Annotated in this window: 15 protein-coding genes; 11 read left to right on the top strand and 4 right to left on the bottom strand. The window is 73.0% G+C overall.

Annotation, left to right across the window (positions count from 1 at the left end; translation table 11 throughout):
• The 3 genes from ACFYY2_RS27080 to ACFYY2_RS27070 form a co-directional block, all read right to left on the bottom strand.
• The coding region (locus ACFYY2_RS27080; RefSeq protein WP_388747613.1) for a helix-turn-helix domain-containing protein at nt 1–161 on the bottom strand (161 nt) is incomplete at its 3' end.
• A gap of 85 nt (nt 162–246) precedes the next feature.
• Complete coding sequence (locus ACFYY2_RS27075; protein WP_388747585.1) at nt 247–1,227, bottom strand: hypothetical protein; 981 nt, start codon at nt 1,225–1,227, stop codon at nt 247–249.
• Complete coding sequence (locus tag ACFYY2_RS27070) at nt 1,224–1,487, bottom strand: 4-oxalocrotonate tautomerase family protein (protein ID WP_388747582.1); 264 nt, start codon at nt 1,485–1,487, stop codon at nt 1,224–1,226. Before ACFYY2_RS27070 ends, ACFYY2_RS27075 begins: the two co-directional genes overlap by 4 nt.
• Nucleotides 1,488–1,771: 284 nt before the next feature.
• Between ACFYY2_RS27070 and epsC the strand changes: the two genes are divergently transcribed.
• From epsC to ACFYY2_RS27015, 11 genes are all read left to right on the top strand, one after another.
• Entirely contained in the window at nt 1,772–2,482 is a 711-nt protein-coding gene (gene epsC / locus ACFYY2_RS27065; RefSeq protein WP_388747579.1) for a serine O-acetyltransferase EpsC, read from the top strand.
• Nucleotides 2,483–2,555: 73 nt separating this feature from the next.
• A complete protein-coding gene (locus ACFYY2_RS27060) occupies nt 2,556–3,539 on the top strand; it encodes a PLP-dependent cysteine synthase family protein (RefSeq protein ID WP_388747576.1) in 984 nt (327 codons plus the stop codon).
• Nucleotides 3,540–3,541: 2 nt separating this feature from the next.
• Nucleotides 3,542–4,096 carry a cupin domain-containing protein gene (locus tag ACFYY2_RS27055; protein WP_388747573.1) on the top strand — a complete coding sequence of 185 codons (555 nt, stop codon included), beginning with the start codon at nt 3,542–3,544 and terminating at the stop codon, nt 4,094–4,096.
• Nucleotides 4,097–4,158: 62 nt separating this feature from the next.
• Complete coding sequence (locus ACFYY2_RS27050; RefSeq protein ID WP_388747570.1) at nt 4,159–5,109, top strand: DMT family transporter; 951 nt, start codon at nt 4,159–4,161, stop codon at nt 5,107–5,109.
• Nucleotides 5,110–5,368: 259 nt separating this feature from the next.
• On the top strand, nt 5,369–5,752 hold the full coding sequence (locus tag ACFYY2_RS27045; protein WP_388747567.1) for a hypothetical protein: 384 nt from the start codon (nt 5,369–5,371) through the stop codon (nt 5,750–5,752).
• Between the two features lie 470 nt (nt 5,753–6,222).
• Nucleotides 6,223–7,110, top strand: a complete 888-nt coding sequence (locus ACFYY2_RS27040) for a cupin domain-containing protein (RefSeq protein WP_388747564.1) — start codon at nt 6,223–6,225, stop codon at nt 7,108–7,110.
• 8 nt (nt 7,111–7,118) lie between these two features.
• The gene (gene asnB / locus ACFYY2_RS27035; protein WP_388747561.1) at nt 7,119–8,975 is read left to right on the top strand and encodes an asparagine synthase (glutamine-hydrolyzing); all 1,857 of its coding nucleotides are present in this window, start codon (nt 7,119–7,121) and stop codon (nt 8,973–8,975) included.
• Complete coding sequence (locus tag ACFYY2_RS27030; RefSeq protein ID WP_388747558.1) at nt 8,972–10,075, top strand: PrpF domain-containing protein; 1,104 nt, start codon at nt 8,972–8,974, stop codon at nt 10,073–10,075. The genes asnB and ACFYY2_RS27030 overlap by 4 nt, the downstream gene beginning before the upstream one ends.
• A complete protein-coding gene (locus ACFYY2_RS27025; protein WP_388747555.1) occupies nt 10,054–11,295 on the top strand; it encodes an acyl-CoA dehydrogenase family protein in 1,242 nt (413 codons plus the stop codon). The genes ACFYY2_RS27030 and ACFYY2_RS27025 overlap by 22 nt, the downstream gene beginning before the upstream one ends.
• Nucleotides 11,283–12,758, top strand: coding sequence for a dihydroorotase family protein (locus tag ACFYY2_RS27020; protein ID WP_388747552.1), 1,476 nt, complete (start codon nt 11,283–11,285; stop codon nt 12,756–12,758). Before ACFYY2_RS27025 ends, ACFYY2_RS27020 begins: the two co-directional genes overlap by 13 nt.
• Nucleotides 12,755–13,333: a flavin reductase family protein gene (locus tag ACFYY2_RS27015; protein WP_388747549.1), complete on the top strand. Its 579-nt coding sequence runs from the start codon at nt 12,755–12,757 to the stop codon at nt 13,331–13,333. The genes ACFYY2_RS27020 and ACFYY2_RS27015 overlap by 4 nt, the downstream gene beginning before the upstream one ends.
• Before the next feature lie 198 nt (nt 13,334–13,531).
• On the opposite strand, the gene ACFYY2_RS27010 is transcribed toward ACFYY2_RS27015, so the two are convergent.
• Nucleotides 13,532–14,206: a type VII secretion system-associated protein gene (locus ACFYY2_RS27010; RefSeq protein WP_388747546.1), complete on the bottom strand. Its 675-nt coding sequence runs from the start codon at nt 14,204–14,206 to the stop codon at nt 13,532–13,534.
• Nucleotide 14,207 lies beyond the last annotated feature (1 nt).

Here is a 14,207-nt window from a genome sequence, read left to right as displayed (position 1 = left end):
CCGTTGCGCCAGCGTCGGCCGGTCTTCGGGTTGATCCCGACGATCCGGCACGCTTCCTTGTTGCTCAGGCCCTGCTGCATGAGCTGGGAGTATGCCGCCCGCTCAGCCGACAGCTTCCTCGGCCCCTGCGGCTTCCGGCTCCCTCGGATCTCGAAATCCATCGCACCCCTTGAACTGGGGTGTTGCGACGATCCCTAGAACCCAAGGAGGCCGACGGGCCCTTCGTGACACGGGGGATGTACGGGCTCAGGACAGCCGGTCGCGCACGGCCGCGGTCCGGCCGGTGAGTTCGGCAGGTGTGAGGGCCGTGACCAGCACGTGCCCGTCCCGCACCTCCCGTACGCCGGCGAGCAGTGTGACGTCCTGCGGCACGTCGTCCGGACAGGGCAGCGGCATCGCGGCGGCACAGCCGACGAGCACCGGCGCCTCCATCGGCTTCCCCGACAGGGCGCGCACCAGTTCCCGCTCGGGCGCCAGCCCCGTCGTGAGCTCGATGAGCCGGGATACGGGCCAACTTGCCTGACGTGTCACCGCGTTGATGATGCGGGGGCCCTGAGCGGTGCGCGCGATACGCGTGAAGGCGTATCCGAACTCGTACCCGGCGAGGTCGAGCAGTCCGGTGGCCAGGGCCCTGATCTCGGCCTCTTCCTGGCCCGTCAGCGGGGCCGGGAAGGTGTGGAGCGGAGCAGGCACACGACCGGTGGCGCCGTCGCCCGGTCCGCCACCGGATGCCGTTCCCCCCGAGGCGCCGCTCGTGTCCGTACGGCGCAGCTCGACGATGCCGGTGACCCGGTGCATCCCTTCCGCCGTCAGCGTCTCCACGCCGTATTCGACCTCGTGGGCGGGCGGCTGCTCCCCGGATCCCGCGGGCAGCGCGACCGCCTCCCACTGGGGGCCGCTGCGGGTCAGCAGGCCCCGGATCTCGGAGGGGTCAGCGAGCAGCCGGGCCACGGCGGCCGGGTTCGAGGACAGGCCGAGGTCTTCGGCCGTCTCCACCACGGCCGGCAGGGCGCTCGCCTCTCCGCAGGCGATCAGCTTGCCCACCCTGTGGGTGCGGGCGAGGTCGGCGAGGTGCTCGCGGAGCCCGTCGTCGTCCTGGAAGCCGGTCATGTCGTTGAGCGTCAGGACGTCGAAGCCGGCCTCCGTCGCCTCCGCCACCAGCCGGGGCGGCGGGGTGATGAGGAGAAGCCGCCGCGGATCGGGGCAGGATCCGGCTGGTGACGTCATGGCCGTCCTCCTGTGTCCGATGGGGTGGGGGTGGCGGTGGGGGTGTCGGTGGAGGAGTCGGTGGGGGTGTCCGCGAGGAGGACGTCGGCGAGCACGCCGCCCTTCCCCCAGTTCGCGGGTTCCACGTCCCGCACGATGACGGTGACGGCCTCCTTGGGGCACCCCGCTATGCGGGACACGCTGGCGGTCAGTTCACCGACCAGCTCCTCGCGTTGGGCACGGTCGTTCCCTTTCCACCAGTCCACGGAAATCACGGGCACGGGAAACTCCTCTGCTGGAAGTCCGACACGTCGGTGTGACGAGTCGCTGTGCGGTGTGGCAGGCGCACCCCCGTGGCCGGGCCTCAAGGAGCCCGTGTCCGTCGGCGTTGGTGCTCCGGCGAGTGTGCGGGCTCCCGTTCCCGTCTGTTTCCCGCCACGTTCCCTGCTCGTTCCGGCCCGGCCGCCGGGTGCCGCCGGGGAGGGAACGGGCCGGGACTCCGGCGGGAAGGCGGACCGGCAGGCTCTGTTCCAGTCAAGAGGCCCGCCCCGCCACTGGAGCCACGATGAGCCTGCTCAGTCCGACGAAACCCGAGCCGAATCCGGTCCCCGGCCCCGCGTCCGGCACCGCCCCCACGGGCGGCCCCGGGACGACGGGCGCAACCCCCGCCTCCCCCACCCCGCGTCTTCTGCGCACCCTTCGCGAGGACCTCCACGTCGTCGTCGCGCGGGACCCGTCCGTGCGGGGCGCGAAGGAGGCCGTGCTCCATCCCGCCCTCACCGCTCTGTGGGCGCACCGGATCGCTCACCGCATGCACGGCAGAGGCATGCGCATCCCGGCCCGGCTGCTCGCCCGGTGGGCGAGGCGGGTGACGGCCGTCGAGATCCATCCGGGCGCGGTGCTGGGACGCCGGGTCTTCATCGACCACGGTGCCGGCGTGGTGATCGGTGAGACCGCCGTGGTCGGCGACGACGTGACGATGTACCACCAGGTCACCCTCGGCGCGATCGGCTGGTGGAGCGACAACAAGCGGCCCGAGGGCGACCGCCGCCACCCCGTGGTCGGCAGCGGTGTCGTCCTCGGTGCCAACTGCACGGTCCTCGGGCCGGTGACCGTCGGGGACCGCGCGGTCATCGGCGCGCAGGCCCTCGTCAACAAGGACGTACCCGACTCCGCCCGGGTGCTCGCGCCCACCGCCGTCATCAAGGAGCCGGGCCGCAAGCCGGAGCTGATGGAGGACGTGTTCACCGTCATCGCCTCCTCGGGCTCCTGGTGACGCTCCCGGCCTCCGTACGCCCTCACGCCCTCACGGGCTCCCCCGTATCCCCGACTCCTTCCGATTGCGAGAGATGAGAACCGTGACGACCACCGCACAGGCCCCCCTGGCCCCCATCGCCCCCGTCCGCCCCGCGGTCGCCTCCCGCGTCGAGGACCTCGTCGGATCCACCCCGCTGCTCGAACTGCGCCTGCGGGACCTGGCTCCCGGCGCCCGCGTGCTGGCGAAGCTCGAATCCGCCAACCCGATGTCCTCCAGCAAGGACCGTGCGGCCCTGTACATGCTCCGGGCCGCCGAGGACCGGGGCGATCTCCCGCCCGGCGGCACCGTCATCGAGGCCACCTCCGGGAACACCGGCATCTCGCTGGCCGCCTTCGCCGCCTCGCGTGGTTACCGCTGTGTGATCGTCCTGCCGGACAACGCCACCACCGAGCGGGTCAAGCTGCTGAAGGCCTTCGGGGCCGAGATCGTCCAGACTCCGAGCGCGCTCGGCTACCCGGGGGCGATCGCCGAGGCCGAACGGCTGCACGCGGCCACCCTCGGTTCCTGGTTCCCGTGCCAGCACGAGAACCAGGACAACGTCCGCGCGCACTACGAGACCACGGGCCCCGAGATCCACTCCGCCGTCGCCTCGACCGGGCGCCGCATCGCCGCCTTCGTGTGCGGGGTCGGGACCGGCGGAACCCTCACCGGCGTCGCCCGCCACCTCAAGGAACAGGACCCGGACGTACGGGTGATAGCCGTCGAACCGGAGAAGTCGCCGATCCTCTCCCGGGGTTACGCGGGCCAGCACCGCATCCCGGGTCTCAACGGCGGTTTCGTCGCCGACACCACCGACGTCTCCCTCATCGACGAGGTACTCACGGTCTCGGACGAGGACGCGCTCCTCACCGCGCGCCGGCTCGCGCGCGGCCAGGGCCTGTTCGCCGGGGTCTCCTCCGGTGCGGCCACCCACGCCGCCGAAATCGTCGCCCGCAGGCCGGAGTTCGCCGACAGCCTCGTGGTGACGCTGCTGCCGGACACCGGGGAGCGCTACCTGAGCATGTGGGAGGCCTGAGCATGAGCCACGCGATGTTCCGGGCGTACGCCGACGCGGTGAAGGCCGAGATCGGGGTGGCCACGACCACCCGGTTCATAGCCCTGGCCGAGACCACCGACGGCCGCTTCGGACTCTTCCACCACTCGATGCTCCCGGGCGCCGGCGGCGCCGACCCGCACTACCACTCCCGGATCTCCGAGTCCTTCTACGTGCTGTCGGGCGAGGTGCGCCTGCACGACGGAACCGGCTGGCGCACCGCCAGGGCGGGCGACTTCATGCACGTGCCGGAGAACGCCGTGCACGGCTTCCGCAACGAGAGCGACGCCCTCGTGGAGATGCTGATCATCTTCACGCCGGCGGAGCACCGAGAGGGTTACTTCCAGGGCCTGGCGGATCTGCTCGCCGACGGCAACCGCCCGTCCCGCGAGGCGATGGTCGCCCTGATGGAGAAGTACGACCAGTTCGAGGTCGAGGCGCCCGACACCGACCACGACCACCCCCACTCCCACTCCCACGGAGACGGGACCGGCCACCACCACGGCCCCGTCGGCACCCGTCCACACGTCCACGCCTGACCGGACCGGCCGCGCCCCGCGCCCCCGGACCCCCACCTCACCCCCGACGAGGAGAACCCACCATGAACCTCACCAACTGGGGCCGCTTCGGCCTCCTGGCCGCCCTGTGGGGCTGCAGCTTCGCCTTCATCAAGATGTCCCTGGAGGCGTTCGCCCCGCTCCAGCTCGCCTCCGGCCGTCTGATCGTGGGCACGCTCGTCGTCCTCGCGATCCTGGCCCTGAAGCGGCTGACCCTGCCCTCCCGCACACTCTGGGGACACATCGCCGTCGCGTCCGTCTTCGGCAACGTCATCCCCTTCACCCTCTTCGCCATCGGCGAGCAGCACACCACCGCGACCACCGCAGGAGTGATCCAGGGAGCGACCCCCCTCATCACGATGGGGGTCGCGGCCCTCGCGCTCTCGGAGGAGCAGCCGACGACCCGCAAGGTGGTCGGCCTGATCGGCGGTTTCATCGGTCTGGTCGTGGTCGTCGGGCCGTGGAACACCGACGGGTTCGGCACCCTCGGCGGCCAGCTGGCCTGCGTCGGCGCCGCGGCGAGCTACGCCGTCAGTTTCGTGTACGTACGCCGGTTCATCGGCCCCCACAAGCTGCCGGCCCTCTCGGTGACCGCTGCCCAGCTCGGTTCCGCCGCCGTCATCACCGTGGTGGTCACCACCTTCATGACCGGCTGGACGCTGCACGGTGACCTCACCGTCAAGCCGCTGCTCGCCCTGCTGGTACTCGGCGCGGCCTCCACCGGTATCGCGTTCGCACTGCTCAACCGGCTGATCGCGGAAGCCGGTCCGACGACGGCGTCCGGTGTGAACTACCTCGTGCCGGTGTTCTCGGTGGTCGTCGGTGTGCTCGCCCTCGGTGAGCCGCTGACCTGGAACGTGCCGGTGGGAGGCGTCGTCGTCATCGCGGCGCTGGCGCTGGCGGAGGGCCGTATCTCCGCCCTGTCCAGGCGGACGGAGACCGCACCGACCGCAGCGGCGGCACCCACCCCCGTACGGGAGAAGACCGCACCGTAGGCAGGGCGCACGCACAGCGCACCACAACGAGCCGGGGCCGGCGCGGACACCCTTCCGGGGTGCCTGCGCCGGCCCCGGCTCGTTGTGGACCGGCCCCAACGTCGAAGCCCACTGGCCGCCTTCCCACCGGTTCGTGGCCACGTACGGGGAACGCAGCGCGTCCGCACGAGCGGCGCGTCCGCACAGGCCGGTGCCGCGGACATCGCCGCTACCAGAGGCAGGTGCACGCCCCGGTACTGGGCGCGGGCAGACTACGCGCATGCAGCTCCCCGCCGAAGCCGTAGCCACCGCTGTGCTGCTGGAGGTCGTAAGGATCTCCGAACTGCCGACGATGCGGGGCGCCCCGTATCCCGGCAGGGCGGGCGCCCACTGGATCGGGGACGAGGCAGCCGGCGTCCTGGGCTTGATCAAGAGCTTGCCCGGCAGTGAACAGCACCGCTGCGGCTTCTCGCCGGGCTGGAGTGTCCGGGCGTACGCGGACGCTCTCGACCTGGTGCTGTTCGAGGCGGCGTTCTGCTTCAGCTGCCATGAAGTCCGCATGCATGGAACCGCCGTGTCACCCGCACTGGCCACGCAGTTCTTCGACGCGGGCGCCCCGCAGGCGCACGCCCTCCTGGCCCTCTTCCGCGAGGCAGCCCCGTAGCCGATCGGCCCCAGTCACCACACCTGACACGGTGACCTGCGGACCTGCGAAGTCCGGGCCCAGGTGTCCTGTCGCACTCCGGTCCCCGCCGGTGAGGAGCTTGACCGGCCTCGTCGCACTTACCGCCGGGCTTGAGCTCGCTGCGGAGGAACACGCGACGGCCGAGCAGCTCCGTCAGTTCCGTCAGCTCCGTCAGTTCCGTCGAGTGCTCGGCGGAACTGCCCCTGTCCGCGAGGAAACAGGGCGGGCCACGTCGGGGCAATCCCCCCTGGTCTGGATCGTATGTCGCCTACATATGTGGCGAGTTGACTTCACCTCATGATCCGGGACGCTTCCCGGTCATGTCCCTCCCACCGGTAGCGGAGCGGGATGGTGCCGGGATCACGCAGCGCGAGCCTGAGGTCACAGGACGAGGGGAAGCACCGTAACCCTCTTCGCTCCCTCCCCCACCCTCAAGGAGCACACCGCACATGCACGCATCCACCTCGGCAACCCTCGCGGCGACCCACCTCGGGGACGGCCGCATCATCACCTCCGCCGAATTCGACTTCGCGCCGCTGCCCGGCGGACGGTCCACACTCGCGACCCCGGTGAGCCCCGCCGCCGGCGCCACGCACATCACCCTGCACGTCGTGCGCATCGCGGCGGGAGAGTCCTTCAGCCCGGACAGGAGTGCCGAGGAGGAGAACACGGCGGTCGTGTTCTCCGGTCTGGGCACCGCGACGGTCGGCTCGCGCACCCGTCCGGTGGCCCGCGGGCACGCGGTGTACGCCCCCACCGGGCAGTCCCTGACCCTGACCGCCGGGGGAGAGGGGCCGGCCGCCGGCGAGGAGGACCTCGGCGCCGCCGCGCCCGGCCTGTCCGCCGGCGAAGGGGGCCTGACCGCCTACATATGGCGCACCCCGCTGGCCGCCGGCCGCCGCCCCGGCACGGACCCCGAGCCCTTCTCCACCCTCTGGGACGAGACCACCCAGCTGCGCGGCTTCGGCGGCACGGGCCAGATCGCCCCCGACGCCAAGCGCGCCACCATGAACTTCGTCTTCTGGCCCGGCAACGGCAGCAGCCAGCTCTGCCTGCACTGCGGCATCCAGCAGCCCGGTGAGACCTTCAGCGTCCACCTGCATCCCGACAGCGACGAGTCGATGATCGACTTCGAGGGCGTCGGCCAGATGTACCTCGCCGACCGCTGGGTCGACGTGTCCCCCGGAGACGTCCTGTACGCCGCACCCGGCGTCCTGCACGGCACCCGCAACCCGCACACCGGCCCCGAGGCCCGGCGCTTCGTGACCTGCGGCGGTCCCAGCCCGTACGACCCGGCGCTCTATTCCGCCGCCGGTCTCTCCTCCGACGTCAGGTGATCTGAGCCATGTGCCGCATCCACGGATCCTTCCACGCCCGCACCACCGCCCAGGAAATGCGCGACGTCGCCGCCCTCCAGCACCACGGCGGGCCCGACGCCCAGTCCTTCGCCCAGCACTCCGGCTGGGCGCTCGGCAACAACCGGCTGTCGATCATGGACCCCGAGGGCGGCGCCCAGCCGTACCGCCTCGGCGACATCACCGTCGTCTTCAACGGCGAGCTGTACAACCACGACCGGCTCCGCACCGAACTCATCCGGCAGGGCTTCCACTTCGAGGACCGCTGCGACGGATCGATCCTGCCGGCGTTGTACCTCACCTACGGCGAGAGGTTCGCCGAGCAGCTGGACGGCATGTTCTCCGTGGCCGTCATGGACCTGCGCTCCGCCCCGCGTCTGGTGATCGCCACCGATGCCTCCGGAATGAAGCCCCTGTACTACCACTGGGAGGAGCGCAGCGGCAGGTTCCACTTCGCCTCGGAGCTCCCCGCGCTGCTCGGCTTCACCGACGTACGCCCCTACGAGGACGAACTGGGCCTGCACACCTACCTGTCGGCGAAGACGCCCTTCGGCCAGCGCACCATGTTCCAGGGCATCGACGTGCTGCCGCCGGCCGCCACCGCGGTCGTCACCCGGGAGGAGGGCCTGCACCTCACCACCCGGCGGATGGGCTACGAGAGCGCACCGCCGGTGCGTGAGGAGCGCAGTCTCACGCAGACGGGCGGAGAACTGCGGGACCTGCTGGCCCGCGAGGTGTCCAGGCTGCTGATCGCGGACGCCCCGGTGGCCGCGATCACGTCCGGCGGCCTCGACTCCAGCCTGGTCACGGCACTCGCCGCCCGGACCCTGCGGGACCGGGGCGCGTCCGGCGCCCTGCACACCTTCAACATCGCCTACACGGGCGACTGGCCGGGCGACGAACGCGCCTTCGCCGACGAGGTGTCACGGCACACCGGCACGGTCCACCACCAGGTGGAGATCGACCCGGCCACCTTCCCCGACCTGATGGGCGACGTCGTACGGCACCTGGGTCAGCCCAACGCCGACCCGATCACCCTCAGCACCTTCTCGCTCTTCCGGGCGGTCCGCGACGCCGGGTTCAAGGTCGCCCTCACCGGCGACGCGGCGGACGAACTCTTCGGCGGGTACTCCCGCATGACGCAGGCCGTCGCCGCGCCCGAGGGCTCGGACTGGGCCGGCGCCTATCTCGACCACCTGGCCGCCGTGCCGCGTTCGCTGCGCGATCACCTGTACACCGGTGACTACGCCGCCCGGGTCCGCTCCCACGGGTCGGCCATGCCGCCCGGGCTCACCGAGACGCTCGCTCGCGGCGCGGGCAGCCGTCTCCAGCGGATCTCCCGCATCGAGCAGCGCTACCGGCTGCCCGCCTACCACCTGCGCCGGGTCGATCACCTGTCGATGGCGAGCTCCGTGGAGGCCAGGCTGCCGTTCTGCCAGCCGAGCATCGTGCGCTACGCGGCGACGCTGCCCGACCACCACCGCACCGTCCCCGGCACGGGCGTCAAGCGCGCCCTCTACCGGGCCGCGGACGGCCTGCTGCCGGACAGCGTCCTGAACCGCCCCAAGCAGCCGTTCACCCTGCCGATCACGGCGATGCTGGCTCCCGGCCAGCGGCTGTGGGCGATGGCCCGCGACGTGCTGTCCCCGCAGGCGCTGCGCGCCGACGGCCGGCTGCGCTACGAGGCGGTGGACGCCCTGTTCGCCGAGCAGGCCGTCAAGCCGTCCGACCAGGTGTCGCTGGCCCTGTGGGCCCTGATGTCGCATCAGATGTGGCGCACCGAGTTCTTCGGCGCGGCCGCCGGTGCCTCGCTGCGCACTCCCGAGCCCGCGGGGGCGGTCGTATGAACGTCTCCCTCGCCAAGGCGCACGGCGCACCCTGCCCCACCGTCGTCCTGGACGGCCGGGTGTTCCCCGAGTCGGAGCCGGAGCTCCTGGACGCACTGGCCGGCCTGCGGGCGGACCTGAGCGGGCAGGGCGCGGGCGACGTGCTGAAGAACGCGATCGTACGGCCGTCCCGGCACCCGCTGTTCGACCTCGACTACCGGTTCGTGCAGTCGCTCCCGCAGAGCCACGACAGCTTCGACCTCCGGGGCTCCTGCGGTCACTCGATCCTGGCCGCGGTCGAGGCGGCGGCCCGTACCGGCATGATCCAGCCGCTGGTGCCGGGCTGCCGGGTCCGGGTCAACGTCCTGAACAACGGCGACAACGTGGTGTGCGAGACGGAGGAGACCTCCGACGGCGGCACGCGGTTCACCGCCCACTTCCTGTGCTCGCCGCCGCTGCGGCTGCCCGAACTGCTGATGACGGGCGAGCCGGTCACGCACGTGCCCTTCGACGGCCGTTCCGTGCCCGTGTCACTGGTCTCGATGGGCAACCCGTACGCCTTCGTCGACGCCTCCAACCTCGGCGTGAGCGGCCCCGACGCGCTCTTCGCGGACGACCCGGAGCTGTTCACCGCCATGACGCGGCTGCGGGTCGCGGTCTGCGAGTCGCAGGGCTGGGACACCTTCGGGGCCTTCCCGAAGATCGCCGCGCTGCTGCCGCAGGACGGCGGCGGACTGTTCGTACGGGCCGTGTCCGTCCCCTCGTGGCATCCCACGGTCGCCCTCACCGGCGCGATCTGCCTGGGTGCGGCCGCAGGGATCGTGGGCTCGGTGCCCTGGTCGCTGGCCGGGACGTCGGCGCAGGACCCGGACGCCCTGCTGTCGGTGCGCACCCCCGGCGGGTGCGTGCGGGTCGCCGCCCACTCGGCGCTCGGCCCCGACGACGTGCGCAGGCTCGCCTGGGTCTCGGTCGCCGAGAAGCAGGTCGACTACCGGGGGCTGTTGCCGCGTCCCCGGTCCGTCACCCCGCGGGCCGGCTCCGTCGCCGGCGCCCGTACCCCCGTGCTCGCCACGTCCGACCACTCATCCGAGGAGACACCGTGGGTTCCGCTGACAGCCTGACCGCCGTACGCGGGAGCACCGTGCCGCCCGCGCTCCCCGACGCGTACGCCGACCCGTTCGTGGAGGCCGGCACCGCCCGGGCCCGCGCGGCCGCCCTCCGCACCGCCCCCCTCGTCCCCTCGCCCGAGGTGCTGAGCCGTCTGTCGGCGTGTGCCGAGGCGGCCGACCGCAGCGGGGAGCCCGACCGGGAGGCCGTCGCCGTGCTGCGCGAGAGCGGCCTGCTCGCTCTCGTCGTCCCCGCGTCCCACGGCGGCGCCGGAGCGGACGCGGTGGCGCTCAACTCCTGCGTCGAGCAGGTCGCCGCGGTGAACGCCTCCGCCGCGATCATGCTCTTCCAGCACTGCGCCGTCACCAGCCGGATCGTCGAGAACGGCACCCCCTCCCAGCACCGCGAGGTCCTGCCCCGGCTGGCCGACGGCCGGTGGCTGGCGGCGTCCGCCTGGTCGGAGAGCGGAGCCGGGGCCGCCAAGAAGAACCTCTCGACCCGGGCCCACCGCACCGACGGCGGCGACTGGCTGCTCGACGGCGCCAAGTCCTTCACCACGAGCGCGGGGCTGGCCGACGTCTATCTCGTCCTGGCACAGTCGCAGGAGGAACCCGCACCGGCAACCTCCGCCCAGGACACCGGATACGGCGCCGCGGGGCAGACGTTCTTCCTGATCCCCGGCGACCACCCCGGCCTGCTGCCCGACACCTCGATGCGGCTGGCCGGGATGCGCGGCTCCGCCACGGGCTTCGTGTCGGTGCGGGAGTGCCGTGTGCCCGACACCGCGCGGCTGGGCGCGACGGGCGTCGCCGCGTCCATCATTGCCCGGGTCCGGGACAGCGGAGCCACGCTCGGCGCGGTCGCCGTGGGCATCGCCCAGGCGGCGCTCGACGCCGCACACGAGCACGCGGCGCGCCGGGGGCTCTACGCCCACCAGGCGGTACGCCACCGGCTGGTGGACCTGACGACCCAGGTCGAGACCGCCCGCGCGGTGGTGGAACGCGCCGGACGCCGCACCTCGGCCGATCCCGGCCTGACCACCCTGCACTCCAAGCTGGCGGCCTCCGCGACGGCCGAGCGGGTCGTGGCGGACGTCGCGCAGTTCCTCGGCTCGGCGGGTTACGTCGAGACGCACCCGATCAACCGGTTCGGGCGCGACGCCCGTGCCGTCGCCCTGATGGGACCGACCAACGACCTCTGCAAGGAACTGGTGAGTCTGCCGTGGAACCGTTGAACACCGCCTCGTCCCGCATGTCCACGACCTCCCGTCACACCTCCGCCCCGGACGCCGACCTGGTGGTGGAGGGGGGCCGGCTCGTCACCCCCGAGGGGGTCCGCGAGGGTGCCGTCGTCATCCGCGCCGGACGCGTCGACGCCCTCGTCGCACCCGGTGACCCGCTGCCCCCGGGGCCCCGCCTGGACGCCGCCGGCCGGTACGTCCTGCCGGGTCTCATCGACTCGCACGTGCACTTCCGCACCCCGGGCCTCGAACACAAGGAGACGTGGGAGAACGGCAGCCGGGCGGCCCTCGCGGGCGGGGTCACCACGGTGATGGACATGCCCAACACCCGTCCGCCGTCCCTCGACACGGCCTCCCTGCGGGCCAAGGCCGCCCTGATCGCCGGCCGTTCCTACGTGGACCACCGCTTCCACATGGGCGCCGACCCCGACCATCCGGAGGTTCTCGCCGGCCTGGACCCGGCGGTGGCGACCTCGGCGAAGGCCTTCATGGCGGGGCACCACACCGCGCCCGTGGTCTTCCGCGAGGCGCACCAGCTGGAGGCGGCCTTCGCGGCCGCCGCCCGCGGAGGCGTACGCCTCGTGCTGCACGCGGAGGACCAGCACGTCTTCGACCTGCTGGACTCCCGCGGCGGAGACCCCGAGTCCTACGACGCGTACGAGCCGCACCGCCCTCGCTCCGGGGCGATCGTGGCCGTCGCCAAGGTCGTGCACCTGGCCCGCACCTACGGCACGAAGGTGCACGTGCTGCACGTGTCCTCTGCGGAGGAGACCGACATGCTGGCGGCCGCGGCGGACGAGGGACTGCCCATATCCTTCGAAGTCACCGGCCACCACCTGTCGTTCACCGACCACGACACGGCCCGGCGCGGCCCGCGCACCCGGCTGTCCCCCGCGATCCGCGCGCCGCGCGACCAGGAGCGCCTGTGGCAGGCGGTCCTCAGCGGTGAGGCCGCCACCGTCGGCAGCGACCACGCCCCGCACACCGTCGAGGAGAAGAACCGTCCGCCGGCCGAGGCACCGCCCGGCCTGCCGGGCGTCCAGGAGCTCGCCGTGTCCGTGTGGACGGGGATGCTCGCCCGGGGGGTCGAGCCCGACGCGGCGGCCACGCACCTGGCCCGGCTGATGGGCACGGGGCCCGCGGACCTGTTCGGGCTGGCCGGCAAGGGCCGCCTGGCGGTCGGCGCGGACGCCGACCTCGCGCTCCTCGACCCGGCCGCGCGCTGGCAGTTGTCCGCGAAGCACGTGCAGTCGCTGTGCGGCTGGTCGGCGTACGAGGGCTGGATGTTCACCGGGCGGTTCACGACGGTGGTGACCGGCGGCCGCGTCGCCTGGGACCTGGAGAGGGGGACGGTGGGCGAACCGCTCGGCCGCTGGCTGCCGGGACCGGAGCGGCCCCGGCCCGAATCCGCGCCCACGACGGTGGCCGAGCGCGAGCTGGAAGGGGCGTCCCGATGAGTGTCACGACCCTGCGCACGGACTCCGGGGCGCCGTCCGGATGGGAGCACGAGCCGGCCACTTCGGTCCTGTCCCGCGACGTACCCGCCGACGAGTTCCGTGCGGCCATGGCCTCGCTCGCCGCCCCCGTCACCGTCGTGACGTGCTACGACGACACGGGCAGCCCGCGGGGACTGACGGCCAGTGCGGTGTCCTCGCTGTCGCTGGACCCGCCGTTGCTGCTGGTCTGCCTGGACCGGGGCTCGCGCACCCATGACGTGCTGACCGGTGCGGCCGCCTTCACGGTCCATCTGCTCGGACCGGAGGACGAGGCGCTGGCGAAGAAGTTCGCCGGCCCCACCGGACAGCGCTTCGAGGGCGTCTCGCTCGCCACCGGACCGACCTCCCGCCATGCTCCCCAACTGGCGGACAGTTCCCTGCGGCTGACCTGCGCGCGGCACGACCTGATCGAGGCGGGCGACCACACGATCCTGGTCGGCCGGGTCGCGGTCGCCGACTGCCAGGGCCGCCCGGCCGGCGGCCTGGTCTGGCACCACAGGGGCTTCGCCCACGCACGGCCGGCGGAGGCACGCTGAGCGGGCGGGCGCGGTGACGTCCGCGCCCGCGTCGGACGCCGTGGAGTGTGCGCACGGACGCGAGGAGGGCGCAGGACGAGAGGCGGCCCGGCCGGACCCCCGGCCGGGCCGCCGACCTGCCGGGCTGCCGACCTGCCGGGCTGCCGGGCTGCCGGGCTGCCGACGGGCCCGGCTGGGCCGGGCCCGTCGGCGGAGGGGTCAGGACGGCGACGCGGCCGGTGCCCCCGCCGGGTCTCCGCGCCCTTCTCTGTCACCAGGTCCCTCCGGACCTCCAGGCCCCGCCGCGTCTCCAGGTCCCGCTGCTTCCCGCAGCGCCTCCGCGAGACCGTCCGTGGCCAGCACCATGCCGACGGGGGCCGAGCTGTTGAGGAACAGGCTGTGGCCCGGAGGCACGCGGGTGAGCAGGTCCGCGACCGGCATCCGCACGTGTCCCAGTCCGACGGCCCCGAGGTGGCTCGGAGAGGTGTAGACGGGGACGACCGCGGTGCCGTCGGGGGCCGACGCGCTCACCGGCTCGCCGTCCGCGGTGACCAGGAACGCGACCTCGGCGCCCGCCAGGGCCGCGGTGACCCCCTCCGCGGGGCCGTAGCCGGTGGTGGCGAGCTGGACGGCGCGGTCCACGTCGTCGGTGGGTTCGGGCCATCCCCTCGCTCCGGGCGACGGCCTGTATCCCTCGTTGTCCTCCCATTCGACGATCTCCCCCGCGGAGTCGGAGCGCCACTGGCCCACCACGGCCCAGTCCGGTGGCGTTCCCTCCCCCTGCCACGCGGGATCGCCGAGGTAGAGCCAGTGGCCGGGCGCGAGCCTGGCGGCCCGGACGAACTCCTCGGGCGGTGCCGGCCGGGCGGGGCGCTCGGCGCCGGGGTCTGTCATC

It is taken from the genome of Streptomyces sp. NPDC001822, from assembly GCF_042892135.1.
Lineage (GTDB): Bacteria > Actinomycetota > Actinomycetes > Streptomycetales > Streptomycetaceae > Streptomyces.
The sequence above is the reverse complement of the archived record's forward strand: the minus strand, read 5'-3'. Positions and strand labels throughout refer to the sequence as shown.